We start from the raw sequence: 21,218 nt of genomic DNA, 5'->3' as shown, positions 1-21,218 counted from the left end.
TCATGGGCGATTTGAAGTTGGCAACTTGTTCAAAAAGGACGGGTTACGACGTTATAAATTATTCATCTAACCCATTAATTTCGTAATTATTTTTCCCAGGTTCTTTTCTAATTTGGAATCCGCTTTGTCCTAACTCAGTATTCATTTTTTCCGGTGACTTGATCCTCTCGGTAAGAACATGCCTCAGCTTTGTAGCACGATCAAATTTCTTTTCAAATCTTTTCTTATTCATATTGATCGTTACAATGTGTCCAGAAGATAAATACACATCCGTTTTGTGTTTATCCGTTTGCTTATAATCCACTACATGTGCCTGTGCAATCCAGATACAATCCTCATTCGAAGGAGAGTTGCTTGGAAACCAAAAGATACCAAGCTGACTGCAAATAGAAATTGGCAGCATACTTATATTTCCGAGAATCGATTTAGCTCCTGAGCTGGCACCCTTTAGATCCTTTGCAAAATATAACAAACTTTGATTAATTAATTTTCTAGGGGACATCGCTACTAAAAATATTAGTTTTCCTTCAATGACACAGGAATACAAATACCCATTTTTCTCGTACATGGGAATAATCACACTTGTTTTTGTATTAATTACATAATTAGTTAATATCTCCATCTTTTTCACTCTCCATTCGTTTTCATCTTTCCATTTTGAGTAAATTAGGAGTATACTAACACTAAGAGTTGGTATACTCCAGCTCCCCAACCCTTTGGCGAGTGTCTGGCAGGACTTTGCCGCTAAAGGGTTTTTATTTTGCTTTTTTTCACATCAAACTCACCTCCTTAAATTCCATTATGTTCATTTTTAGAGGTTCTATGTTGAAGAGTATTTATATATTAGTGGTTTCACAGTATATTGAAATTCGGCAGCAGTGATTTGTTGTTAGAATTGGTTAGCTAAGGGATTTTGTATATAGATGTGTAAGGTTTTATTGGAATAAGAATGACAATCTTGGAGAGGTATTTCCATGTATTTTTTATTAAAAAATGAGTTTTACTGCGGGAATAACCTTACGATGTAGTTTGATTTATTGAGGAGGTTTATCAGAGAAGTTTGCAGGTGATTTAACGAATGTCATCGTTGAACTTATTGTAAGCTTCATCACCTCCTGTACATTATAAATTATAATTTATTTTATCGAAATACCATTTTTTAATTTTTAAGGAAGAATATTCCTATACTCTACCCTACCCAAATCACCAAGTATTGACATCTTTTTCAATTAAGATATAATAATTTATTTCCTCAAAAAAACAGAACAATTTTTTAGGTTTCTTATCTGAAGAATGAACTAATTTCTAGTTTTTTTAATAATTTCCCCTTCAAAAATTTGCTTTTTCAACAGTCCACAAATGAAAAACACCGCTTTTGCCTATTTTCAGAAAAATTTCACAAATCTATTTTCAGGTTTAATTTTTCATATTAGAACAAATGCCTCTCTTTCCGATTCTGAGCACTCCAAATATATTGCAGCCAATGTATAGATTCATGAATTTTCCAATTCTGTTATTCATTTTATAAAATCCTTTGGACATACTATTAATATTTAATTGGAATTGGGAGGATGTAATATGGCAACCCAAGAAAATACATTATCGATTATGGCCTTAGGTGGTATAAATGAGATTGGTAAGAATATGTATGTTGTCCAATATTCCAATGATATCGTGATTATTGACTGTGGAGGTAAGTTTCCGGATGAGAGTCTGTTAGGAGTAGATTTAATTATTCCCGATATTACCTACTTGGAAGAAAATAAAGAGAAAATCCGTGCATTAATCGTGACACATGGACATGAGGATCATATTGGTGGGATTCCTTTCTTTTTAAAAAAATTAAACGTACCTATTTACGCAACACGTTTTACATTAGGCTTAATTGAATTAAAATTAGACGAACATCGACTCACAAGGGATACGAAGCTCGTCCAGATTGATTCAAATTCACTGCTTAATTTTGGTGAAATCGACGTATCCTTTTTCAGAGTAAGCCATAGTATTCCTGATTGCCTCGGCATTGTGTTTCATACACCGGAAGGAAATGTGGTACATACCGGGGACTTTAAATTCGATTTCACACCCGAGAACAATCAATATTCGGATATTCATAAGATGGCTAAAATCGGTGATGAAGGTGTCTTAGTTCTGATATCTGAAAGCACCAATGCGGAACGAACAGGCTTAACTCCATCCGAGCAAATGGTAGCTAAGCATATGGACACGGCCTTTATGAATGCACAAGGGAAAATCTTTATCTCGACTTTCGCATCCAATATAAATCGTGTTCAACAAGTTGTAGAAGCAGCCATAAAGACTAACCGAAAGATAGCCCTGCTCGGCCGAAGTATGGTCAATGTTGTTTCGGTTGCGATTGAACGCGGCTACATTACGATTCCTGAAGGCATGTTAATTGATGCAAATGAGATAGATAAACTGGCTCCTGAGAAGGTTGTTATTCTATGTACCGGAAGTCAGGGTGAGCCCAATGCTGCCCTAGCCCGTTTAGCGACAGGAAACTATCGGGATGCCTCCGTTTATCCCGGTGATACGGTAATTTTTGCCGCTTCCCCTATTCCTGGCAATGAAAAGGATGTTTCCCGGATCATCAACAACTTATTTGAGCTTGGTGCTAAAGTTATTTATGGGTCTGGCAGCTCCACCGGAATGCACGTTTCTGGACATGGCTATCAGGAGGATTTAAAACTAATGCTCACCTTAATGAAGCCTACCTATTTTATTCCGATTCACGGAGAATATCGAATGCTGCACCATCATATGTTGTTAGCTGAATCCGTTGGAGTAGAGCGTGAAAATACTTTTATTATTAAAAATGGGGATGTTGTCGATGTTAATAACTCTGTTGCTCGTCAGACTCGAAGCATCCCTGCCGGCGATACTTACGTTGACGGGGTAAGTGTTGGTGATGTCGGGGAGGTTGTATTGCGGGACCGTAGACAGCTTTCTGAAGATGGAATGGTCGTTATTGTTTTAACATTAAGTAAACGTGATCTCAAAATCATTCAGGGTCCAGATACAATTACGCGCGGGTTTGTTTACGTTAAAGAATCAGAGGATCTTCTTAAAGAAATTAATGATCTTGTAAAAAGAACCGTCAAAGAACTTCAAGGAGATAACGTACGGCAATGGAATGTCATAAAACAAAGTATTAGAAAGTCGGTTGGACAGTATTTATTCAAACATACAAAAAGAAAGCCGATGATTTTGCCTATTATTATTGAAATTTAGGTTTAAGTCGGTAACGTGGAGGCACCATCCTGATGGATGATGCCTTTTAACATTTTCAACAGTCTTCAGTGAAGGGCTCGACAATTTTCTCTATAAAAATCGAACGCATGTTTGTATAATTATATAGCGAGGAGGTTTTGTTTTGCATATTAATTTAAAGGTACATTTGAATATTGAAGGAAATCGGACAATGTGCGGAGGAGATTTTAAAGTTTGGAAAGAAGACGATATACCTAACTTGGCATATCAATGGATCAAAAAACTTAAGATGGATACCGGCTGTCGTAAAACTGTGATTGAAAAGGTGACTTGGGACAATGAAAATGACATTACTGAAAAAGTAGTAGAGCTAGGTCATGCACCAATTCCACAGGATACATTGCAGTTTTAATTTTTTAAAATTGTTGTTTTTAAAATCAAAAATGACGTGTTCCAATCAACACGTCATTTAAAGCAATTAACCACACGGTAGCATGAAATTGGATATTTTATAGAGCTTTTTTAATAAAAATACTGATTTTTTAGGCAGAATGATAAAGTTTTCCCTTAAAATCCTCTTTTTTTGAGGATTTTCCACTTTTTCATCAAAATATTTGCTCGCGGGAAGGTCGTTATGCTCATCTAAATGTGGATATGGGACATTTCAGAAAATATATGGGACAACTTTTAAATTTTATCGGACAACTTTTGAAATATATGGGACAACTTTTAAATTTTATCGGACATGTTCCGAAATTTATCGGACAACTTTAAATTTTATCGGACAAGTTTTGGATTTATGCACTTGTTTTTATATTTATGCTCATGTATGTATATGAATCTTATTTCCAGAAAAAACTAACCACATCAATTTAATAATAAGGACGGAATTGTATGCTTAACAAGGTTATACTATGGACGATCTTAATTGCTCCGTGGTTCACATTATTCTTTTTAAACAAAGAGGACATTAAACGTTTTGCCCCACCAGCTATATTGGCCTCATATTTAATGATTATTTATAACGTGATCGCAAAAAACGAAAATCATTGGGTAATTAATGAGAACATTATCCCTTGGCTGAAACCCTTATATGTTTCAGGTATTTTTGGTGGTTTCCCAGTCCTCACTTTATGGATTTTTTATTTTACATATGGAAGGTTTTGGAGATACCTTATTACGAACATCATTCTGGATTTCCTGTTTGCAATTTTTCCGTTCCATTATTTGTTTCATAATATTTTAGGTATTTACACGCTAGTTAATATTACTCCATGGGAACGTTTTTTTCTTTTCGTCACATTTGCGATCATTTTATACGGATTCTACAAATGGCAGGAATCAATATTTAAGCCCGCTTTAAAGGAAAAAAGTAGCTCATGATTATTTATTACCATAGAAAAGAGGGATGAATTTGGGATTCTCCGTGTTTTTCTTTGTTGCTTGGCTCGTCTCAGTTATCTTTGCAGTTATCCAAAAAAAAATATCTCTATTAGAAAATACCTTTATCATATTAATTATCCTCATTATTAACGTGAATTGGTCATGGATTATATTTGAGGAATTTAAATTCATTAAAATAACCAACGAACCAATTAATTACACAGCTTTCTTATTACATAGAAGTATTACTATTCCTTTGATTTTAGTGACACAATTAAATTTCCTGCTTCATTCAAAATCGAGAGTTAAGTCCTTAGTGACCATACTTGGCTCGATTTCCCTATTGGCTCTAATGTCAACTCTATCCCTTTATTACAACATTACTCACTTCACCAGATGGAACTTTGCATATGAAATTTTATACTTTATCGCGCTTCACTTAATAGCCTACTACTCCTATAAATTATTCCGCAAATTTGTGATTAGAGAGGTCAAATTCACATGATCTTATGGGACAGCTTTGATAAAAACGAAATAGCCATAATGGTGATGAATGGCTTTGCTTATATCCCAATTTTTCTTTTACGTAAAAAACTTCCCGCTGATATCACAGTTGTAGCTCTAGTATGGGGATTTACAATTGGGATTCTATTTGATTTTACAATTGGCGGTGGTTTAATGGATTTTTATAGGTTAAATGATTCAAATCGCTATGAATTATTTGATCTAGCCTATCATTTCTTATTTGCTCCGTTTGGGTTTATGTTTATTTATTTGTATGAAAAATTAACGATTACTAAAAAGACACTGATTATTTATGTAATCGCATGGGCCTTTATCGGTATTGGAGCGCAGTGGGCTTTTACTAAGCTGGACATCCTGCACTTTCAGAACGGTTATAAACTTTCTTACTCTTTTCCAGTCTTTTTAGTGATTCAAACAATAACGGGTCTATACTACCGGTTAATAAAATCGAGATATAATTAACTAGGTCGGATTAAAAAAATTGCTTATAAACAAAAGGTATCCATTCGGATACCTTTTAAATTTTTATAGAAATTATAAACACTTAGATAATCACTACGATCTTTTAAAACGGTCCCTAACTCGTTTAAGTCTTGCATGATATTTGAGAATATCCAAGCGGGCCTTTTCTGCCTCAGGTGAAATCGGTCTTAACTTCTCCAGTTCCCAGTAATCAACAATTACGTCTAATACTTGATCGAAATATTCCAAAGGTCCATAATTAGCTTCTTTTGCGATAATTGACATTCGATCTTCGAAGTCGGGCATAACAGTGCCTGGCATTTGGAAATTCATGATGACATAACCAAGGTAATAGCAATAATTAGGCTCAAGCTGTAAATGGAATTTAATTACATCGCGATAAAAAGCGTAATGGAGAGTCTCGTCTTTCGCCAACCTTCTAAGGAGACTTGCCAATTCTCTATCATGCTCCCCCGCAACTTTGGCGACATTATTATAAAACACCATCGTCGCCAACTCCTGAAGGGATGTATACACCATCGTTTCAAACGGTGTATGGAAATTCGGCTGCCAGCCGCCTTCTACCGTTTGTTTATGCAATTGATGCAGGCGTTTTGGATCGGTGTTTCTTGTAATTAACAGATAAGTTTCTAAGAGATTAGAATGCTGATCCTCTTCTGCTGTCCATGTATGGACAAAATCCTTAATGACTGAAAGGGATCCTTTGAATGTTTGGTCAAGGTGTGATGTAAACCACGGCAAATTTACCTCTGTCAAAAGAGCAGTCTCCACAGCAGTCACTACACCCGGTGGAAGGGTTACCTGGCTTGGATCCCACGGTACTCTTCGAAAATCCTGAGCTTTGTCCCAAGGCAAGAAATCATGGTAGCCCCAATCAATCTTTTCCGCCCTTTTCTTGTGTTCTTCATACAGTTCCTTCAATTTTGGTTCAAGTCTAAAATCTAAATGATTCGTTAACAATTTTTACCTCCCGGAATTTCCATTATTATTAATGTGTTAATAGTATTTTGATACATTAATTTTACTTTAAAATTCGCTTATTGTCTCTTTTTAAGATAAACAAATTAGTTTCAGTACAAAGGAAATAGTAATCCATTCATCAAAAGAGGGCTGGTTTAAGGATACCGAGGGTTTTATAATTCGGCCGAAAAAAATTAAAGCTGGCTCCACCAATTATCAATCAGTCCGTGCCAGTTATAAAAAAGGGTGCTTCTTGGCGCCAACGAAACGCTGCCAAAATCATCATCATTAAATACTTCTGATCCGATCACGTGTATAGCATTATGAAGGGATGAAGTTTGTAAAAACCATCCCAACTCATCAGACGAACTAAATGATTCCAAATCTCTAGTAATTCGATTTTCTGCTTGTTGTAGTCTCCTGCTCCACCGTGGATGACTTTTAATTTCAAGAGGAATTGACGACCATGGCTCTACCATTCTTGGATTCAGCCCTTGGGTATTGTACCACTCTAAAGCCCTTCTTAAAAAATCACGATGAAATTCAAGGAATTCTACTCCATCACCAGAACGTACATCCATCCCCATATTCCCATGCCAAATTTCGTGCTCTCTAAGAAATCGTTGTGGAAAATTCGGAATTATCGCCATTGTTATCTCCTTTTTAATATTTATCTTATTACGGGATGGTAGATTTGTTTGTATGATTGTCCTTTATTACAAATCAGTAATAAAAAAAATCGAGTGTAAAAATCATTACGATTTTACACTCGATTTCTTTTATAAAGCATTTATGAATTAAGACTATCACTTTACCTGTTTAACTAATAGAAGCTTGCTTGTTAAGCCACCCGCCCATTTTTGCAAAAAGAAGCATAAACACCACAGACATCGCAATTCCTTTTATAAAATTAAACGGAAGAATGCTTGCTACAATATATTGACGAATTTCTGGGCCGCTCATGGCTGGCATGTTTAAGAAATATGTGTAGGCTGGTAGAATAACAAAATAATTAAGAACACTCATGCATACTGACATCAAAATTGTTCCTAGAACTAATGCGATCGTCATGCCAGTTTTTGTTTTCATTTTTTTATAAAAATAATAAGTTGGCAGGATATAAAGCAGACCTGCGAGGAAGTTTGCAATATGCCCAACAGGTACGCCCGTTTCGCTGCCTTTTATAAAATAGTCGAGAATATTTTTCATTAATTCAATTAATACACCAGCTGATGGACCAAAGATTAATGCACCAATTAGTGCTGGAATATCACTAAAGTCAATTTTCAAAAAAGCTGGAAATGGCGGCACCGGAAAATTTAGAAACATTAAAATGTACGCAATGCTGCTTAACATTGCAATTGAAACTAATTGTCTAACCTTGATCTTTTTCATCTTACTCTCTCCTTCTTTAGAATCCATCATTCTTAGAAGGGAAGTGTTAGCAAGCTACCAATCCAATAAAAAACCCTCAAGTTTAATAACCTGAGGGAGTTTTTAAATAGAAGGAATGCTCAATAAACGTTTAATTTGTTTAAATTTAAACGCTGCTAAACCTCCATCTTCTCCCATCCAGACTATACTGTCGGCTTTGGAATCACACCAAATCCTGCCTTAAAAAGGCTCACGGGCTTAGAGAATTACTTCTCAACACCGTCGGTCGGGAATTACACCCTGCCCCGAAGATAGAAACTATTATTTTTTAAGCTTATTATAATACAAAGTTTATACAGATGTGAATATGTTTGTCGAAAAAACTTACAAACAAACTGTTTTTATAGGTTTCTAATGAAGTATAGAGGTGCGTTTTGGAAAATTTTCTCACAAAAAACTTTTATATTGTTTCGGAATCATTTATAATGATTTCGAGATTCACAAACTAAAGGTAAAGGAGGCGAAAAGAATGGCAAAAGCCTGTGGTTGTGGAAACACAAAAAACCCTAATGGAAACTGTGATGGTTCTCACGCAAATAAGAACAGTAAAAACTAATGAAAAAGGCTGTCCTAAAAGTAGCATAATGCAACTTTGGACCGCCTTTTCAGTTCAATTCCTGTATGGAATAATTCCGGCTATCCCTTATTTTTATTCTCTCGTTGCCTTATCCAAGTAAAAATTGATAAAACTACAGACAATATGATCATAAAAACAGGCATTGCTACGGGCTTTTTAATCATGTAATCCGATACCCACGGAAATAACCAAACTTTAATCATGGAAAAAACTCCTTAACATTTCCTATGTATTTTTTGCTTTCAGCACAACTTTTTTAATTAATGTGACGAAAAACAATAAAATAGGAAGTACCCATAAAAGAGGAAGCCATAAATTGTAAGGGAATATATCAAAGGCGACTTGTATATGTTGTTGAAAATTTAAAGATACACTGTGACCTAACATTATAGCTAAAAGGGTAACAATAATGATGATCTTTCGATTATTTTCTGTCTTTGTCAGCAACTGAATGGCTCGAATTGAAAAGAACATATGAAGTGATACTTTAAAAAAAGCCGAAATAAGAAAAAATAAAATACCAAATACATCAAGATGTTGAATGAACTCTGCTATGCTTATTTTTGAAATTAAGGTATACGTTGGGTAGTTGCCGGAAGTATATAAAAAGCCACTTAATCCTGTTATAAGCATCAATTGAGTTATTAAAACAACAGTTCCTGAAACAAGGGTTGCCATAATTGTGGTTTTAACAATATTTTTTTTCGTTGCATTCACTAGCGGCCAAATCATGGCCATTTCTAAAGTTTGCGCAAATCCTTGACTCGCACAAAGTGGGAAGGTAACTTTCCAGATCGGAGCCCATCCGTTTTCTAAAACGGGTTGAAGCTGCGCCACTTTTAAAAGACCACTTCCAATAACTAAAAAGATAATTATGATAAACATTAGTAAAAATATGGGTAAGATGATTTCGCCAACTCTTGCTAAAACCTCTAAACCGCATATCTGGCTATAAGTTAAGATTAGAACAAATGTAATAATTATAGCCATCTTAGGTGTTTCCACCATAATGAGGGAGGTAATTAAAAATTTTACATCATTTAATCCTCTCCCCATTTCGTACAAAGATAACATGGGATATAGCCAAGCAATTGGGGTTCCAAGCCATTTTCCAAGCTGTGACTGGAACCATTCAACTAAGGTTAAACCTGGATTAAAATACATTAAAGCGAGATATAGGCCAATTATAGCCAAGCCTAAACTTGTTGAAATTATTGTAACAATCCAAGCATCTCTACCTGCTGCGCTACCAAAACCAAAAATGATTGTAGTTCCTATTTGAAAAAATGTTGTAAATACAAATAGTTGGACTAATGATATACGCTCCATATAAAACACCTATAGTCTTTCAATAATACCTTTACTATTCTCCAATTATCTCCAAAATAAACAAATATCCCCTAGCCACAAAAATTCACATGTATTTAAAATATAAGCGATACCGGCCACGTTTTGATTTATTTGGTCAATAAAAAACACTTGTGAAAAAATCCAGATCACAAGTGCCTTTTTGTATTTCTTCAATTATTTCCCGTCTTTCCCCATCTGAGGTGGTTCTTCCATCCAACCATTTTTAATCATAATTTTTCCGCCATGATGGGCATATTCAAAAACATCTTTCATGAAAATAGTCATTTTTGTTGGTAAATCATTTCGTAAACTAAAAGCAGTTCCTAATGAATTGCTTCCCATAGAAAAACTACAAAACATACTTGTACAATACATCATTAACTTATCGGAAAAGGGAGCCACTGTTGAAGGGGTTACATTGCCACCCGATGGTTCAGGGGACTGTATACCACTTTCTAATAAGGTTTCGCTTAATTCCTTTACAATACTTTTTGCAAGTTCTGCTCCTTGATGAAAGAAGTTTTTTACTTCTGTTTCATTTGCACATTGAGCAAAGCCGAGAATCATCTGCATCCCTATGACATTTGATTCAATGGAATGATGGAGATGCGCAACTTCAACGGTATTTAAGGTCCGTTTTTCAGTAAATGGATTCATGGCGAGTCCGCTTAAATAACTGGTATCTTTAACAAACTCAATTGAATTTGGCATTGAAACATAAGGAGCTCGAGCAAGCATTCCTTTTTCAAGCAAATATTGGGTGCAAAGATTGTAATATTTTTGAGTCATGGCAGTAAGTTCTTTAAACAATACTATAATATCTTCACGATATGCCATCGTTATATTTAGTGCATGCAATCCCATGCTTATTTGTTTTAGTAAGCGAATAAACATGATGTCAAAACCGTTATCATATAACTTTGGCACCTCTTTGTTAACATCTTGAGAAGTGAACCCTACAGGTATAACAGCACCCTCATTTTGTAAAATCGCTGTTACTTTGCCAACATAAAGGTCAATTTCTCCATATAAATCAGTCATAATACCCTTCGCTTTTTCGTCATCCGCTTTTTCGATAAAATATTCCAACATGCGTAAAATCATTGTTTTTTCTTGATATGTAAGCCATAACGTACCAAGTTCGGATGAAGTAATTGCAGGTTTCACTGGCATAAAAAAACCTCCTTAAGATTTTCTTCTTAGCTTGAACAAAAAATATAAAAAGAACTCATCATTTAGAGTAAATTTTTCATAAATCCCTTTTTGGATATTAATCCTTTCCAAAAAAAAAGAATATCAAACACTATATTTTCAGTGTTTGATACTCGGTTCACAGTTTAACTCAAAAAGAAAACTGCCCATATGGCAGCGAACATCTTTTTTATTTAAAATTGATTCGATTTAAGATTTTTGCTTTTTGATAATGGAAGATTGATTTAGATAATTCAAAAATGGTTCCGTTTGCTAAACAAACTGTATTTTCAATTATCAATGCTGGATCTTGCGGATTAACTTGAAGCAGTCTCGCACTTGCTTCATCAATTTTTTCGCAGTTAATGACTTTGTCAGCAAAAGCAATGTTTAGTTTTAAGTCGTCAATTAGGTAACTATAAATAGAACTCGATGCAATATCTTCATTTAAATATGGCACAATATCTTTTTTAAAGTAACTTATCTCAATGGAGAAGGGTTCATCATCTACCATTCTTAGCCGCTTAATAAAATAAAGTTTGGTTCCCACATCACATCGCAATTGCTTAGCTTTTTCTTCATCCGCTTCTAGCACTTGTAATTCCAGGATTTTTGTCTCAATTGATTTTGATATCAAATCTTTTGTTAGTCCTCTAAGACTTCCTAAATTTATATAATCTGTAACAGATTCTTCCCTAAGAAACATTCCGCTGCCTTGCACCTGATAGACAAGCCCACGATTGACAAGCTGATGAATGGCTTTTCTGATCGTATTTCGGCTTACATCAAAAGCTTTGATAAGCTCATCTTCTGTCGGCAGCTTTTTCGATTGATTAAATTTCCCTTCTTGAATGTCTCTTTCTAAACTGTCAGCAATTTCTTTATATTTTACAGCCATATAATCTCCCTGTTTCCCGTCCTAAATCATTTGCTGATTCTATTATACACAAAACCTCTTGATGAAAATCAAGAGGTTTTGTTTTCCCTACAGCTCTTCTCCCCGCGTTTCAATAATGTGCTTGTACCAATGAAACGACAGCTTTTTCTTTCGATTTAAATTGTCATGATGATCCACATATATAAAACCGTACTGCTTTTTATAACCGTTTAACCAGCTTAATAGATCTATGACAGACCAAGCATAATACCCTTTTAAATGGATCCCTTCTTGAATGGCGCGCTTAACCACCTTTAAATGTTGTTCAATATATTTAATACGAGGAACATCGACAATTTCACCCTCAATAATGGGATCCTCATCACCAAGTCCATTTTCCGTTACGTACATTTTGATATCACCATAACGCACTTTTAACATATGAAGCCCGTCTAAAAATCCTTGAGGGGATATCTCCCAGCCCCATTTGGTATACGTTTTATCTTCCATTTTGACTGTCCGATAAAAGGCATCAAATGAAGGATTGCCGGGGGCCAAGGTGGAAGTTTCTCTCGAATGTTTCAAGGATGAAACCACTTCTTGATTTTTTTCAACTCGAATCGGCTGATAATAATTTAGCCCAATAAAATCATTTTTGTTGGCATTTCTTTTTAACGTATCCAATTCTTCTTCTGTCCAGCTTGGTGTCCAGCCTTTTTCTTGTAATTGCTCAACCACATAAGATGGATATTCCCCTTTTAAAATGGGGTCATAATACCAAAACGTTTCATATTCATTGGCATGTCGAGCAGCTATTATATTCTCTTGTTTATCATCTACACTGTATGCTGGTAAGAAAACATGCGTTATCCCAATCTCTCCATATTGATTCAGTTCTTTATAAACTTCCACAGATTTTGCATGGGCATAAAAAACGTAATGTGTTGCTTGAAAGTATTTATTCGGATCGTTTTGGATACCAGGTGGATGCGCACCCTTTAAATAACCTAAGCCACAAAACATAACCGTTTCATTAAAGGTAATCCAGTGTTTGACACGGTCTCCGAATGCCCGGAAGCAGGTTTCTGCATATTTAACGAAGGCTTCGGCTGTTCGCTTATTTGTCCATCCGCCATCTTCTTCAAGAGTAATAGGCAAATCCCAATGATACAACGTAACAAATGGAACAATCCCGTATTTTAAACATTCATTTATCACATTATTATAAAATTCTAAGCCTTTTTCATTCACTTTTCCGTCTACGCTAGGCAAGATCCGAGCCCATGAAATGGAAAAACGGTATGATTCAAGTCCCATTTCTGCCATTAATTTAATATCTTCTTTGTAACGGTGATAATGGTCGATGGCTACATCTCCATTTGTGCCCTCAAACGTTTTTCCAGGTATTTTTGAAAAAACATCCCAGTTCGTAACCCCTTTACCATCTTCATTCCATGCTCCTTCAATTTGATAAGAAGCAGAAGCTGCGCCAAATAAAAAATCATGTGGAAACTTCATTAATCTGTCCTCCAATTTTTATACCAATCAACAAAATTTATAGTTATATATTAAATTTATAGGTACAAATCTAAAAATGATTGTACACTTTTTCTCGACATTTGACCACATATAATTCATTAAATATCACTGATAGTATTAACTGCGATAGTATAAATAAATCGGAGTGCCTTTAATAAAAACTGAGACGCAATTTAACTGACTTTAATAATAAAAAAAGAGCTATTCAGCTCTTTCTAAATAAAACTATTTCTAAAAACGTATTACTTACACCCACTTCGTTCTACCTGATAATAAAGGGATAATCGACTAAACATTTTTCACATAATCTTCTTTTATTATTCCGTAGTAGATTTTATCATCGAATTCATTTATTTCTTTGTCAAAGAACGATTGTCTTAATACTCCTTCATATTTCATCATTGATTTTTGCAGGACTTTCCCTGATGCAATATTTCTTCCCCTATGAAAAGCCTGTAACCTGTTTAGTCCTGTTTTTTCAAATGTAAAACTAATTAAAGCGGATAGTGCTTCTGATGCATATCCCTCTCCTTGATAAAATCTGCTGATACAATACTCTACATCTGCAAAACGATGAATTACGTTCATTTCACAAAATGCTATTTGTCCTATATTTTCATTTTTCTCTTTCAAAATAATGGCCCATCTATAAAATTCGTTACTAGAATACGATGCTATCCAACTATTAAGGAATTCAACAACTGATTCAATACTTTCATATACTGGTTCACCATAATTTGATTGAACCTCTTTGTCATTAATCCAATTTTTAAACATATCACTAGCGTCTTCTAGTGTGAACCTTCTTAGGAGAAGCCTATCCGTTTCGATTGTCTGTGTACCTATATTCATCAAATACAGCCACCCCGCAAAAAATATTTACTTTTACATCAGTTTTTTTTGCTACAAAACTTCTCCAATACATCGAATTTTGATTAATGAAATTCTTTGGTGTTAATTTCTAATTCCTTAAGGTGGAGTTTTCCGTAAACAAAATCTCCTTTTGAAAAATGCCAAACAACCTTTGTATATGTTCCTATTTTTTGCCCATTGATTTCTTTGTAATCGCTTATCAGGACAGACCAGGGGACCTTACTATAGGAATTATCTTTTTCTTGATACAATTTGTCTTCTGAGGTAAATTGAGTCAATTCCCCTTTTTGGTTGAAGTACAAAATCCCAGATACTATTAGTTCTTTATCATTAAATGTTGCTCTTATTGTTAAGGGATCGATCTCCTCCCAAGTAATCCTTTTATCTACCAGTGCAGCTGGTGTAGTACACATTTCACTTAGAAACACTGCAAGCTCACTTTGATCCATTTCGGGTCCAGTACCTTCAATGATTGTATACACCCCCCCGATTTCCCCTAACATTTTCCCTTTTCCGCTTAAATAACTATCTAAACCAAATACGGGTAAAACTCCCACTTTTAGTTTCATAAATGATAGTCTAGCAGGTTTTTTGCCAAAGAAATTAAACTGTTCTACTGTCATTTTGGACCAGCCATTTCCCATATTAAATTGGCCTTCAGCTGAAATCCGCACGTTATTTACCTTCTCCGCTCCGATTGTCCCAGTATACTTAAGATATTTTTTAACAATTAAAGGGAGATTTTGGACATCCTTTTCATGAATAAATTCAGTCTCTAACTCCATTGTTTGCTTAACTCTATTAGTGGCCTCCCTTATGTAAGTCCTTTTTAGCCCTTGTGATTGATAAAATAGAAAAGCACTAAGAACGACAAATACGGATAAAACGATGAAACTTTTCACCGCAAATACCTCCACTCTTTTTCCAAAAATAATAAAACGTCCAACCCATCACTGTAGAATACAAATGATGTGCGGACGTTGCCAATGATGCAATAATCTCTATAGTTAAAATACAATACTACTTATTAGACTGCAAACAGTAGCCATTGTTATTTTCAGAAAAAAAAGAGTGTAAAGAATTAAATAAATTGTATTAATAGCTGGTTAAACTTGTCACGTTCTTCCCAGAAAGGGCCGTGACCGCTATATTGAAACGGAACAAGTTGAGAATTTTTTATTTTTTGGTTTATTTCTTCAGCCTGTGAAAATGGAATAACTTTGTCATGAATCCCGTGAATAATTAAAGTGGGGGCAACGATTTGTTGAAGGTCCGCATGCAATGTCTCATCCCTTAATAAAACAATAATTGCCGCGGTTGACCAGCTTGCAGCCTGTAATCCCATTTGAACAAACCATTTAGAGAAAGGACCAGTTATATACTGAAAGAAAAAAGTATCGGATACTCCCTGCATCATTTTAGGCCGGTCATTTAACGTTTCCTTAAGCAGTGTATTAGCAGTTTCTGTTGTATAACCAACAGGAGCTGCAGCGTCAATAAGGACAAGCTTAGATACTCCATAACCATTGTATCGAGACATATATCGAATGGCGATCGCCCCACCCGTAGAGTGTCCCACCAGTGCAAAATTATCTAATTGAAGTGAATCCACCACAGAACGGATATCATCTGCCAGCCTGTTATAGTTGTAGCCGCTAATTGGTTTATCGGAATTACCAAAGCCCCTCCAATCTATACCAATACAGCGGTACCCCCTTGCCGGTAGAACATTAAACTGATATTCAAACTGTTTATGGCTTAACGGCCAACCATGAATAAATACGATCGTCTTGCTGCCCCCTGGGTTAATATCTTCGACAAATATATCGACACCTGGCTCTACAGTAACAAAGTATCCCATGAAGATTCCTCCATATTTATGGCTTCAATCATAAGATATTCCTTATTGTAAAATAGGTGATCGCCTAATTCAGTTGGTCAGTCACTTGCTTCCTAGATGAGAATATAGAATATGCTTTTCATTATCCTCTTCCAAAGTGAAGAGACACATCATTAAGAATCGTTTTTCCATCTATCTTCTTAACTAGCATCAGTTGCCTCGAATATATTCATATTGGTCCTCTTTTGTTTTTCTTTATTTTATCATTTTCGATAGAAATCCTTCTAAAACGGCATATTTATTTAAAAAAATTAAATTTTTTTGAATTTTTTAAAAATAAATATTGTTATAGTATATCATTTTCATTTATAATCTGTTTTATAACAATATTTAAATGAATATAGGGGGACATTTAATGAATAATGCTTTAAACGTTGTTGGAATCGAAACCATTGATCCGAATGCAAATCTTCAAAACTATGAAGAAACAGTTAAAGAAATGGACTGGAAAAAAGTTGAACAACACTTTACCTGGTCTAAAACTGGAAGCGTTAACATGATCTATGAAGCAATTGATCGTCATACAGATGAAGGACGTGGCGATAAGACGGCTTTTATTTATAGTGACAACAATCGTAATGAAGAATACACTTTTTCTGATTTAAGAAATTTATCTTGTCGATTTGCTAACGGCCTACGTTCAAAAGGTATCGAAAAAGGCGACCGTGTGTTTATTTTCATGCCGCGCAGCCCCGAACTATATGTAGCTATGTTAGGAATTATCAGAATCGGAGCCATTGCTGGTCCGATGTTTGAAGCATTTATGGAAGAAGCTGTTAAAGATAGATTACTAGACAGTGGTGCAAAGGCCGTTGTTACAACACCTGAACTTCTTAAACGAATTCCGGTTCAAGATTTACCAGAATTGCAATATGTAATTTTAGTTGGGGCTGACGAAGCAACAGCTGAAAATCAGCTTTTATACCAAGATTTAATGAAGAGCTCAGATGAATATGTGATCGAATGGGTAGACCGTGAAGATGGCATGTTGTTGATCTATACGTCAGGTTCTACTGGAAAGCCTAAAGGTGTTCTTCAAGTACATGACGCGATGGTTCATCAATATTTAGCAGGTAAATGGACATATGATTTAAAAGAAGACGATGTATATTGGTGTACTGCAGACCCAGGCTGGGTTACCGGGACATCTGCTGGAATGTGGTCCCCTTGGTTGAACGGAGTAACGAACGTACTTCGCGGCGGCCGTTTTGATGCAGATGAGTGGTTTGCTACTTTAGAAAAGTATGGCGTAACAGTTTGGTTTAGTGCCCCTACTGCATTCCGCTTATTGATGAGCAGCGGTGCTGAGCTTCCGAAAAAATACGATATTTCAAAGCTTCGCCACGTTTTATCTGCAGGAGAACCATTAAATCCTGAGGTTATCCGTTGGGGTCTTGAAACACTAAATTTACGTATCCATGACAACTGGTGGATGACAGAAACCGGATCTTCGATTTGTGCGAATTTCCGTTGTAATCCAATCCGTCCTGGATCAATGGGTAAACCACTACCAGGGATTAAATTAAGTATTATTGATGATCATGGAAATGAGCTTCCTCCAAACCACATGGGGAATCTTGCAATTAAACCAACATGGCCAGCAATGGTACGGACTGTCTGGAACAACCCGGAGCGTTATCAGCAATACTTCTTAAATGGTTGGTTTATCTCTGGGGACTCTGCTTATATGGATAAAGATGGCTACTTTTGGTTCGAAGGCCGCGTCGATGATGTTATCAACACATCTGGTGAGCGCGTTGGGCCGTTTGAAGTCGAAAGCAAGCTTGTTGAGCACCCTGCCGTTGCAGAAGCTGGTGTTATTGGTGTACCAGACCCTGTTCGTGGTGAAATCATTAAAGCGTTCTTAACATTGCGTCCTGGATATGTTGAGAGTCAAGAATTACTTGAGGAGATCCGCAACCACGTTAAGACAAAGCTTGCCGCTCATGCTGCACCACGCCTTTTTGAAATCCGCGAGTCTATTCCGAAGACACGTTCCGGAAAAATCATGCGTCGTGTTCTTAAAGCTTGGGAGCTTGGCCTTCCAACAGGTGATTTATCAACAATGGAAGATTAATCTTTAAATAAAAGGTGCCTGACCTCAGTTGTTTAACAGAGGATCAGGCACCTTTTATTGTCGCATTCTTTAGCAAATTACCGCACCGGGGGACTGTCCCCCGACGCAGTAATGCATTAATGTGGTGGTGGCGATGAACTTGGCTAGATTTTATATTCGTGGTTTTCTCCTGGTTTTCTTTCAAAATCAGGTGGAAAGCTGATTCGTTTATTTTTATAATATTCTTCTCGGTAATCCCCTTCAGATAGTTTGTTAAACGTTAAGAAGATCATTCTTCTTGTTGTATCTGTTAGGTTAGCTCCTGATCGATGCGGTGTATAGGAATCAAAAATGATCATATCCCCTGGCTGCATTGGATAAGATACCCAATCTAATGAATCAACAACCTCTTTCGGAAGTTCTTTAAACATTGGGCCAAGAAGTCCTTTTTGGTGTTCACCTAATGCACACTCTAAACAGCCATTCTTCTCATTGGCCTCATCTATACAAATAGCAACAGAAATATGCAACGTATGGCCAAACTCGTCCCAGCCTGCCAATACATCCTGATGCGGTTTGAAACCTTCTCCACCTGGAAGTTTAAAATTTATTTTCTCCTTATAAAGTACAGCCTGTTCACCAAACAATTGCGAAACAAGCTCTAACATCTGTTTACCATTTACTAAATCGTCAAGCTCCTTATGGTATGGAAGAAAATTTTCAATTCTATTTAATATTTTCGTTCCATCCTTCAAACTGTTCTCATAATATTTCATCCATTTTCCTTTTGTTTCAGGTAAGTTTTGAACTTCATCAACCCACTTAATTAGTTTTTCTTTCATCTCATCACTAAATAGCTCCTGGCGAGGAATAAAGAGACAGCCGTTTTGTTGCCATTTCTTAAGCTGTTCTTCCGACAAACCCTTAAGTATCATATGTTATGTTTCAATCCTTTCTTATGGAATCTATACAATATATGTAACTTACTTTATTTGTTGAAGAGTTGATTTTTAATCAGCAAAATGCTTAAAACAGATATGATTTTTTCTGCCGAAAGCTATACTATTATGAACCCAAAATCAAACTCAATTTATAAATGGTACAATGATAAGTAACCATAGCGCTTAATTTGGAGTGAGCCAGTATGTTCCATTTAGAAAAAACTCATGATCCCAGAAAAAACAAACAACTATTGGCACAAATAAATGAAGGCCAGTTCGATTTGAATGAAGCCGTTAAAGAGACAGAACAGTTGTTTATTCAGTTAAATGAGAACCGACTACCCAATTTAAAAGTTTATCCCCCCTCCACTTCCATTCCATTCACTCAAAAAACAATCGAATGGCTTTGGCGCCTTTTTTCCAAGCCTACAAGAATTTTAGATCATACTCAGATTTCGGTTGATTCTGAGGGCAACATCTACCCTGATTGGAAGGAAAAGCTGGATCAAGAATTTAGCCGACTAAATAGGAACATAACAAGAGAAGTGAATGTGGTTGATTTTGGTGCAGTAGGAGACGGAAAAACAGATTGTACGATCGCGTTTAAAAAAGCAATCGGAAATGGACAGGTTAAAGTTATTGTCCCAGAGGGTATTTATATCACAAAGGGAATACAGCTTCCTTCATGGACCATTTTAGTTGGGGCTGGTAAAGGTGTTACCACCATTAAACTGAATGATGTGGCCGTTGTAGGTACCAGACTTATCACAAACGCAAACCATTGGCGAGGCAACCACCATATTTTCGTGGGAGCATTAAGTCTAGACTGGAATGTTGAAAGGCTCGGCAATGTCGCAAAGACATGTACTTGGGGGAATCATTCAAGTTGTTTGACGTATGCAAAGGTTAAGTATGGCTGGGTAAGAGATGTGGAAGCCATCAATCCAGGTCTCCATTGCTTTGATATTACCTCTACTCTGTATAATTATGCAGGAGATGGACACAGGGCCCGGGGCGGAAGCCAGTATGTGTGGCTCGATGGACTAACCGGATTCGGCTTTGGGGACGACGGGATCACCACCCATCATAGTGATGATATTTTGATTACTTTTTCCCACATGTGCGATCCAAGCGGTCGGGCTCATCAGAAAGGGTTCTCTAATTCGAATGGGTTTGAGATCGATGACGGATCTCGAAATGTCGTGCTTGTAGGAAATTCTTCAACAAGATGCTTTGGTGGCGTAGAAATTAAAGCGCATCAAAATTCCTCGGCTGCATCAAATGTTCATATTGTCGGGCATCTTTCCATAAACGATAACCGTTCATATAATTTTCGCCATATCGGTCATCACAAAAGTACTGATGTTGAATCTAAAACTGCCTATAATATTGTCGCGACTAATTTAGTTTCTGTTGCCCCTGTCTGGTCAGATTTATATAAGGACTCCACACCACGCGGGTTAGTGGTATCCGCATATAAAAATGTTGCCATTAACCATTTCACTTTAATAGGTGACCCCGATTATGATTATCAGGGAAACCCCGTTTGTGCGATTCAGTACCGAGCAAGAGATGTGCTTCTAAAAAACTTTACCTTTTCGGGCTTTCAAAGTGCCGGTCAACCAATTAAGGTATTCGGAGGCAAGAATGGTGCGGAAGCTGTTAGGATGATGAAGATTAAGGTGGAAGCTGATAAAAAAGCAGTCGTCGTGGATTAAGGGATATCTAAGTATTACTGGCGGAACAAAGTAGGTATTTTAGCCTTTATTGAAAAATTCATGTGACCACTTTGACGTTTTTCGCTCTTGGTTTTGGTCACATAAACTCTTCATGTGACCACTTTGACAATTTTTCCTGTTGGTATTGGTCACATGACCCCTTCATGTGACCACTTTGAT

18 protein-coding genes and 1 riboswitch are annotated in these 21,218 nt (G+C 36.2%); of the genes, 6 read left to right on the top strand and 12 right to left on the bottom strand.

Annotated features, from left to right (window positions below):
• Positions 1-58: 58 nt before the first annotated feature.
• A complete protein-coding gene (locus ACI48O_RS16185) occupies positions 59-622 on the bottom strand; it encodes a competence protein ComK (protein WP_435562874.1) in 564 nt (187 codons plus the stop codon).
• Positions 623-1,578: 956 nt separating this feature from the next.
• Between ACI48O_RS16185 and ACI48O_RS16180 the strand changes: the two genes are divergently transcribed.
• From ACI48O_RS16180 to ACI48O_RS16165, 4 genes are all read left to right on the top strand, one after another.
• Positions 1,579-3,252 carry a ribonuclease J gene (locus ACI48O_RS16180; protein WP_435562873.1) on the top strand — a complete coding sequence of 558 codons (1,674 nt, stop codon included), beginning with the start codon at positions 1,579-1,581 and terminating at the stop codon, positions 3,250-3,252.
• A 142-nt stretch (positions 3,253-3,394) separates the two neighbouring features.
• Positions 3,395-3,643, top strand: coding sequence for a hypothetical protein (locus ACI48O_RS16175; RefSeq protein WP_435562872.1), 249 nt, complete (start codon positions 3,395-3,397; stop codon positions 3,641-3,643).
• A gap of 482 nt (positions 3,644-4,125) precedes the next feature.
• Positions 4,126-4,614 (top strand): hypothetical protein, encoded by a 489-nt coding sequence (locus ACI48O_RS16170; protein ID WP_435562871.1) that lies wholly within the window; start codon positions 4,126-4,128, stop codon positions 4,612-4,614.
• Positions 4,615-5,115: 501 nt separating this feature from the next.
• The gene (locus tag ACI48O_RS16165; RefSeq protein WP_435562870.1) at positions 5,116-5,601 is read left to right on the top strand and encodes a hypothetical protein; all 486 of its coding nucleotides are present in this window, start codon (positions 5,116-5,118) and stop codon (positions 5,599-5,601) included.
• 93 nt (positions 5,602-5,694) lie between these two features.
• Here ACI48O_RS16165 and ACI48O_RS16160 read toward each other — a convergent pair whose 3' ends face one another.
• The 10 genes from ACI48O_RS16160 to ACI48O_RS16115 all read right to left on the bottom strand — a co-directional run bounded on the left by ACI48O_RS16160 (position 5,695) and on the right by ACI48O_RS16115 (position 16,284).
• Positions 5,695-6,582 carry an acyl-ACP desaturase gene (locus tag ACI48O_RS16160; RefSeq protein WP_435562869.1) on the bottom strand — a complete coding sequence of 296 codons (888 nt, stop codon included), beginning with the start codon at positions 6,580-6,582 and terminating at the stop codon, positions 5,695-5,697.
• Positions 6,583-6,776: 194 nt separating this feature from the next.
• Positions 6,777-7,232 (bottom strand): tyrosinase family protein, encoded by a 456-nt coding sequence (locus tag ACI48O_RS16155; protein WP_435562868.1) that lies wholly within the window; start codon positions 7,230-7,232, stop codon positions 6,777-6,779.
• A gap of 169 nt (positions 7,233-7,401) precedes the next feature.
• Positions 7,402-7,977 carry an ECF transporter S component gene (locus ACI48O_RS16150; RefSeq protein ID WP_435562867.1) on the bottom strand — a complete coding sequence of 192 codons (576 nt, stop codon included), beginning with the start codon at positions 7,975-7,977 and terminating at the stop codon, positions 7,402-7,404.
• 161 nt (positions 7,978-8,138) lie between these two features.
• Positions 8,139-8,273: riboswitch (FMN riboswitch) on the bottom strand.
• A 545-nt stretch (positions 8,274-8,818) separates the two neighbouring features.
• Positions 8,819-9,922 (bottom strand): GerAB/ArcD/ProY family transporter, encoded by a 1,104-nt coding sequence (locus tag ACI48O_RS16145; protein ID WP_435562866.1) that lies wholly within the window; start codon positions 9,920-9,922, stop codon positions 8,819-8,821.
• Positions 9,923-10,117: 195 nt separating this feature from the next.
• Complete coding sequence (locus ACI48O_RS16140; RefSeq protein WP_435562865.1) at positions 10,118-11,116, bottom strand: DUF3231 family protein; 999 nt, start codon at positions 11,114-11,116, stop codon at positions 10,118-10,120.
• A 208-nt stretch (positions 11,117-11,324) separates the two neighbouring features.
• Positions 11,325-12,032 (bottom strand): GntR family transcriptional regulator, encoded by a 708-nt coding sequence (locus ACI48O_RS16135; RefSeq protein ID WP_435562864.1) that lies wholly within the window; start codon positions 12,030-12,032, stop codon positions 11,325-11,327.
• Positions 12,033-12,119: 87 nt separating this feature from the next.
• A complete protein-coding gene (locus tag ACI48O_RS16130) occupies positions 12,120-13,529 on the bottom strand; it encodes a glycoside hydrolase family 1 protein (RefSeq protein ID WP_435562863.1) in 1,410 nt (469 codons plus the stop codon).
• A gap of 309 nt (positions 13,530-13,838) precedes the next feature.
• Positions 13,839-14,402: a GNAT family N-acetyltransferase gene (locus ACI48O_RS16125; protein ID WP_435562862.1), complete on the bottom strand. Its 564-nt coding sequence runs from the start codon at positions 14,400-14,402 to the stop codon at positions 13,839-13,841.
• A gap of 83 nt (positions 14,403-14,485) precedes the next feature.
• Positions 14,486-15,325: a DUF6544 family protein gene (locus tag ACI48O_RS16120; protein WP_435562861.1), complete on the bottom strand. Its 840-nt coding sequence runs from the start codon at positions 15,323-15,325 to the stop codon at positions 14,486-14,488.
• Between the two features lie 179 nt (positions 15,326-15,504).
• On the bottom strand, positions 15,505-16,284 hold the full coding sequence (locus tag ACI48O_RS16115) for an alpha/beta fold hydrolase (protein ID WP_435562860.1): 780 nt from the start codon (positions 16,282-16,284) through the stop codon (positions 15,505-15,507).
• Positions 16,285-16,678: 394 nt separating this feature from the next.
• Between ACI48O_RS16115 and acsA the strand changes: the two genes are divergently transcribed.
• Positions 16,679-18,400 (top strand): acetate--CoA ligase, encoded by a 1,722-nt coding sequence (gene acsA, locus ACI48O_RS16110; RefSeq protein ID WP_435562859.1) that lies wholly within the window; start codon positions 16,679-16,681, stop codon positions 18,398-18,400.
• A gap of 143 nt (positions 18,401-18,543) precedes the next feature.
• Here acsA and ACI48O_RS16105 read toward each other — a convergent pair whose 3' ends face one another.
• Positions 18,544-19,314: a phytanoyl-CoA dioxygenase family protein gene (locus ACI48O_RS16105; protein WP_435562858.1), complete on the bottom strand. Its 771-nt coding sequence runs from the start codon at positions 19,312-19,314 to the stop codon at positions 18,544-18,546.
• A gap of 209 nt (positions 19,315-19,523) precedes the next feature.
• Here ACI48O_RS16105 and ACI48O_RS16100 point away from each other — a divergent pair, with 209 nt between their 5' ends.
• Positions 19,524-21,038 (top strand): glycosyl hydrolase family 28-related protein, encoded by a 1,515-nt coding sequence (locus ACI48O_RS16100; protein ID WP_435562857.1) that lies wholly within the window; start codon positions 19,524-19,526, stop codon positions 21,036-21,038.
• The last annotated feature ends 180 nt before the right edge of the window (positions 21,039-21,218 follow it).

It is taken from the genome of Neobacillus terrisolis (genome assembly GCF_051233475.1).
In the GTDB taxonomy this organism is placed as follows: domain Bacteria; phylum Bacillota; class Bacilli; order Bacillales; family Cytobacillaceae; genus Bacillus_BU.
Note: the sequence above shows the minus strand (reverse complement) of the source record. Positions and strands in the feature narration are given on the sequence as shown.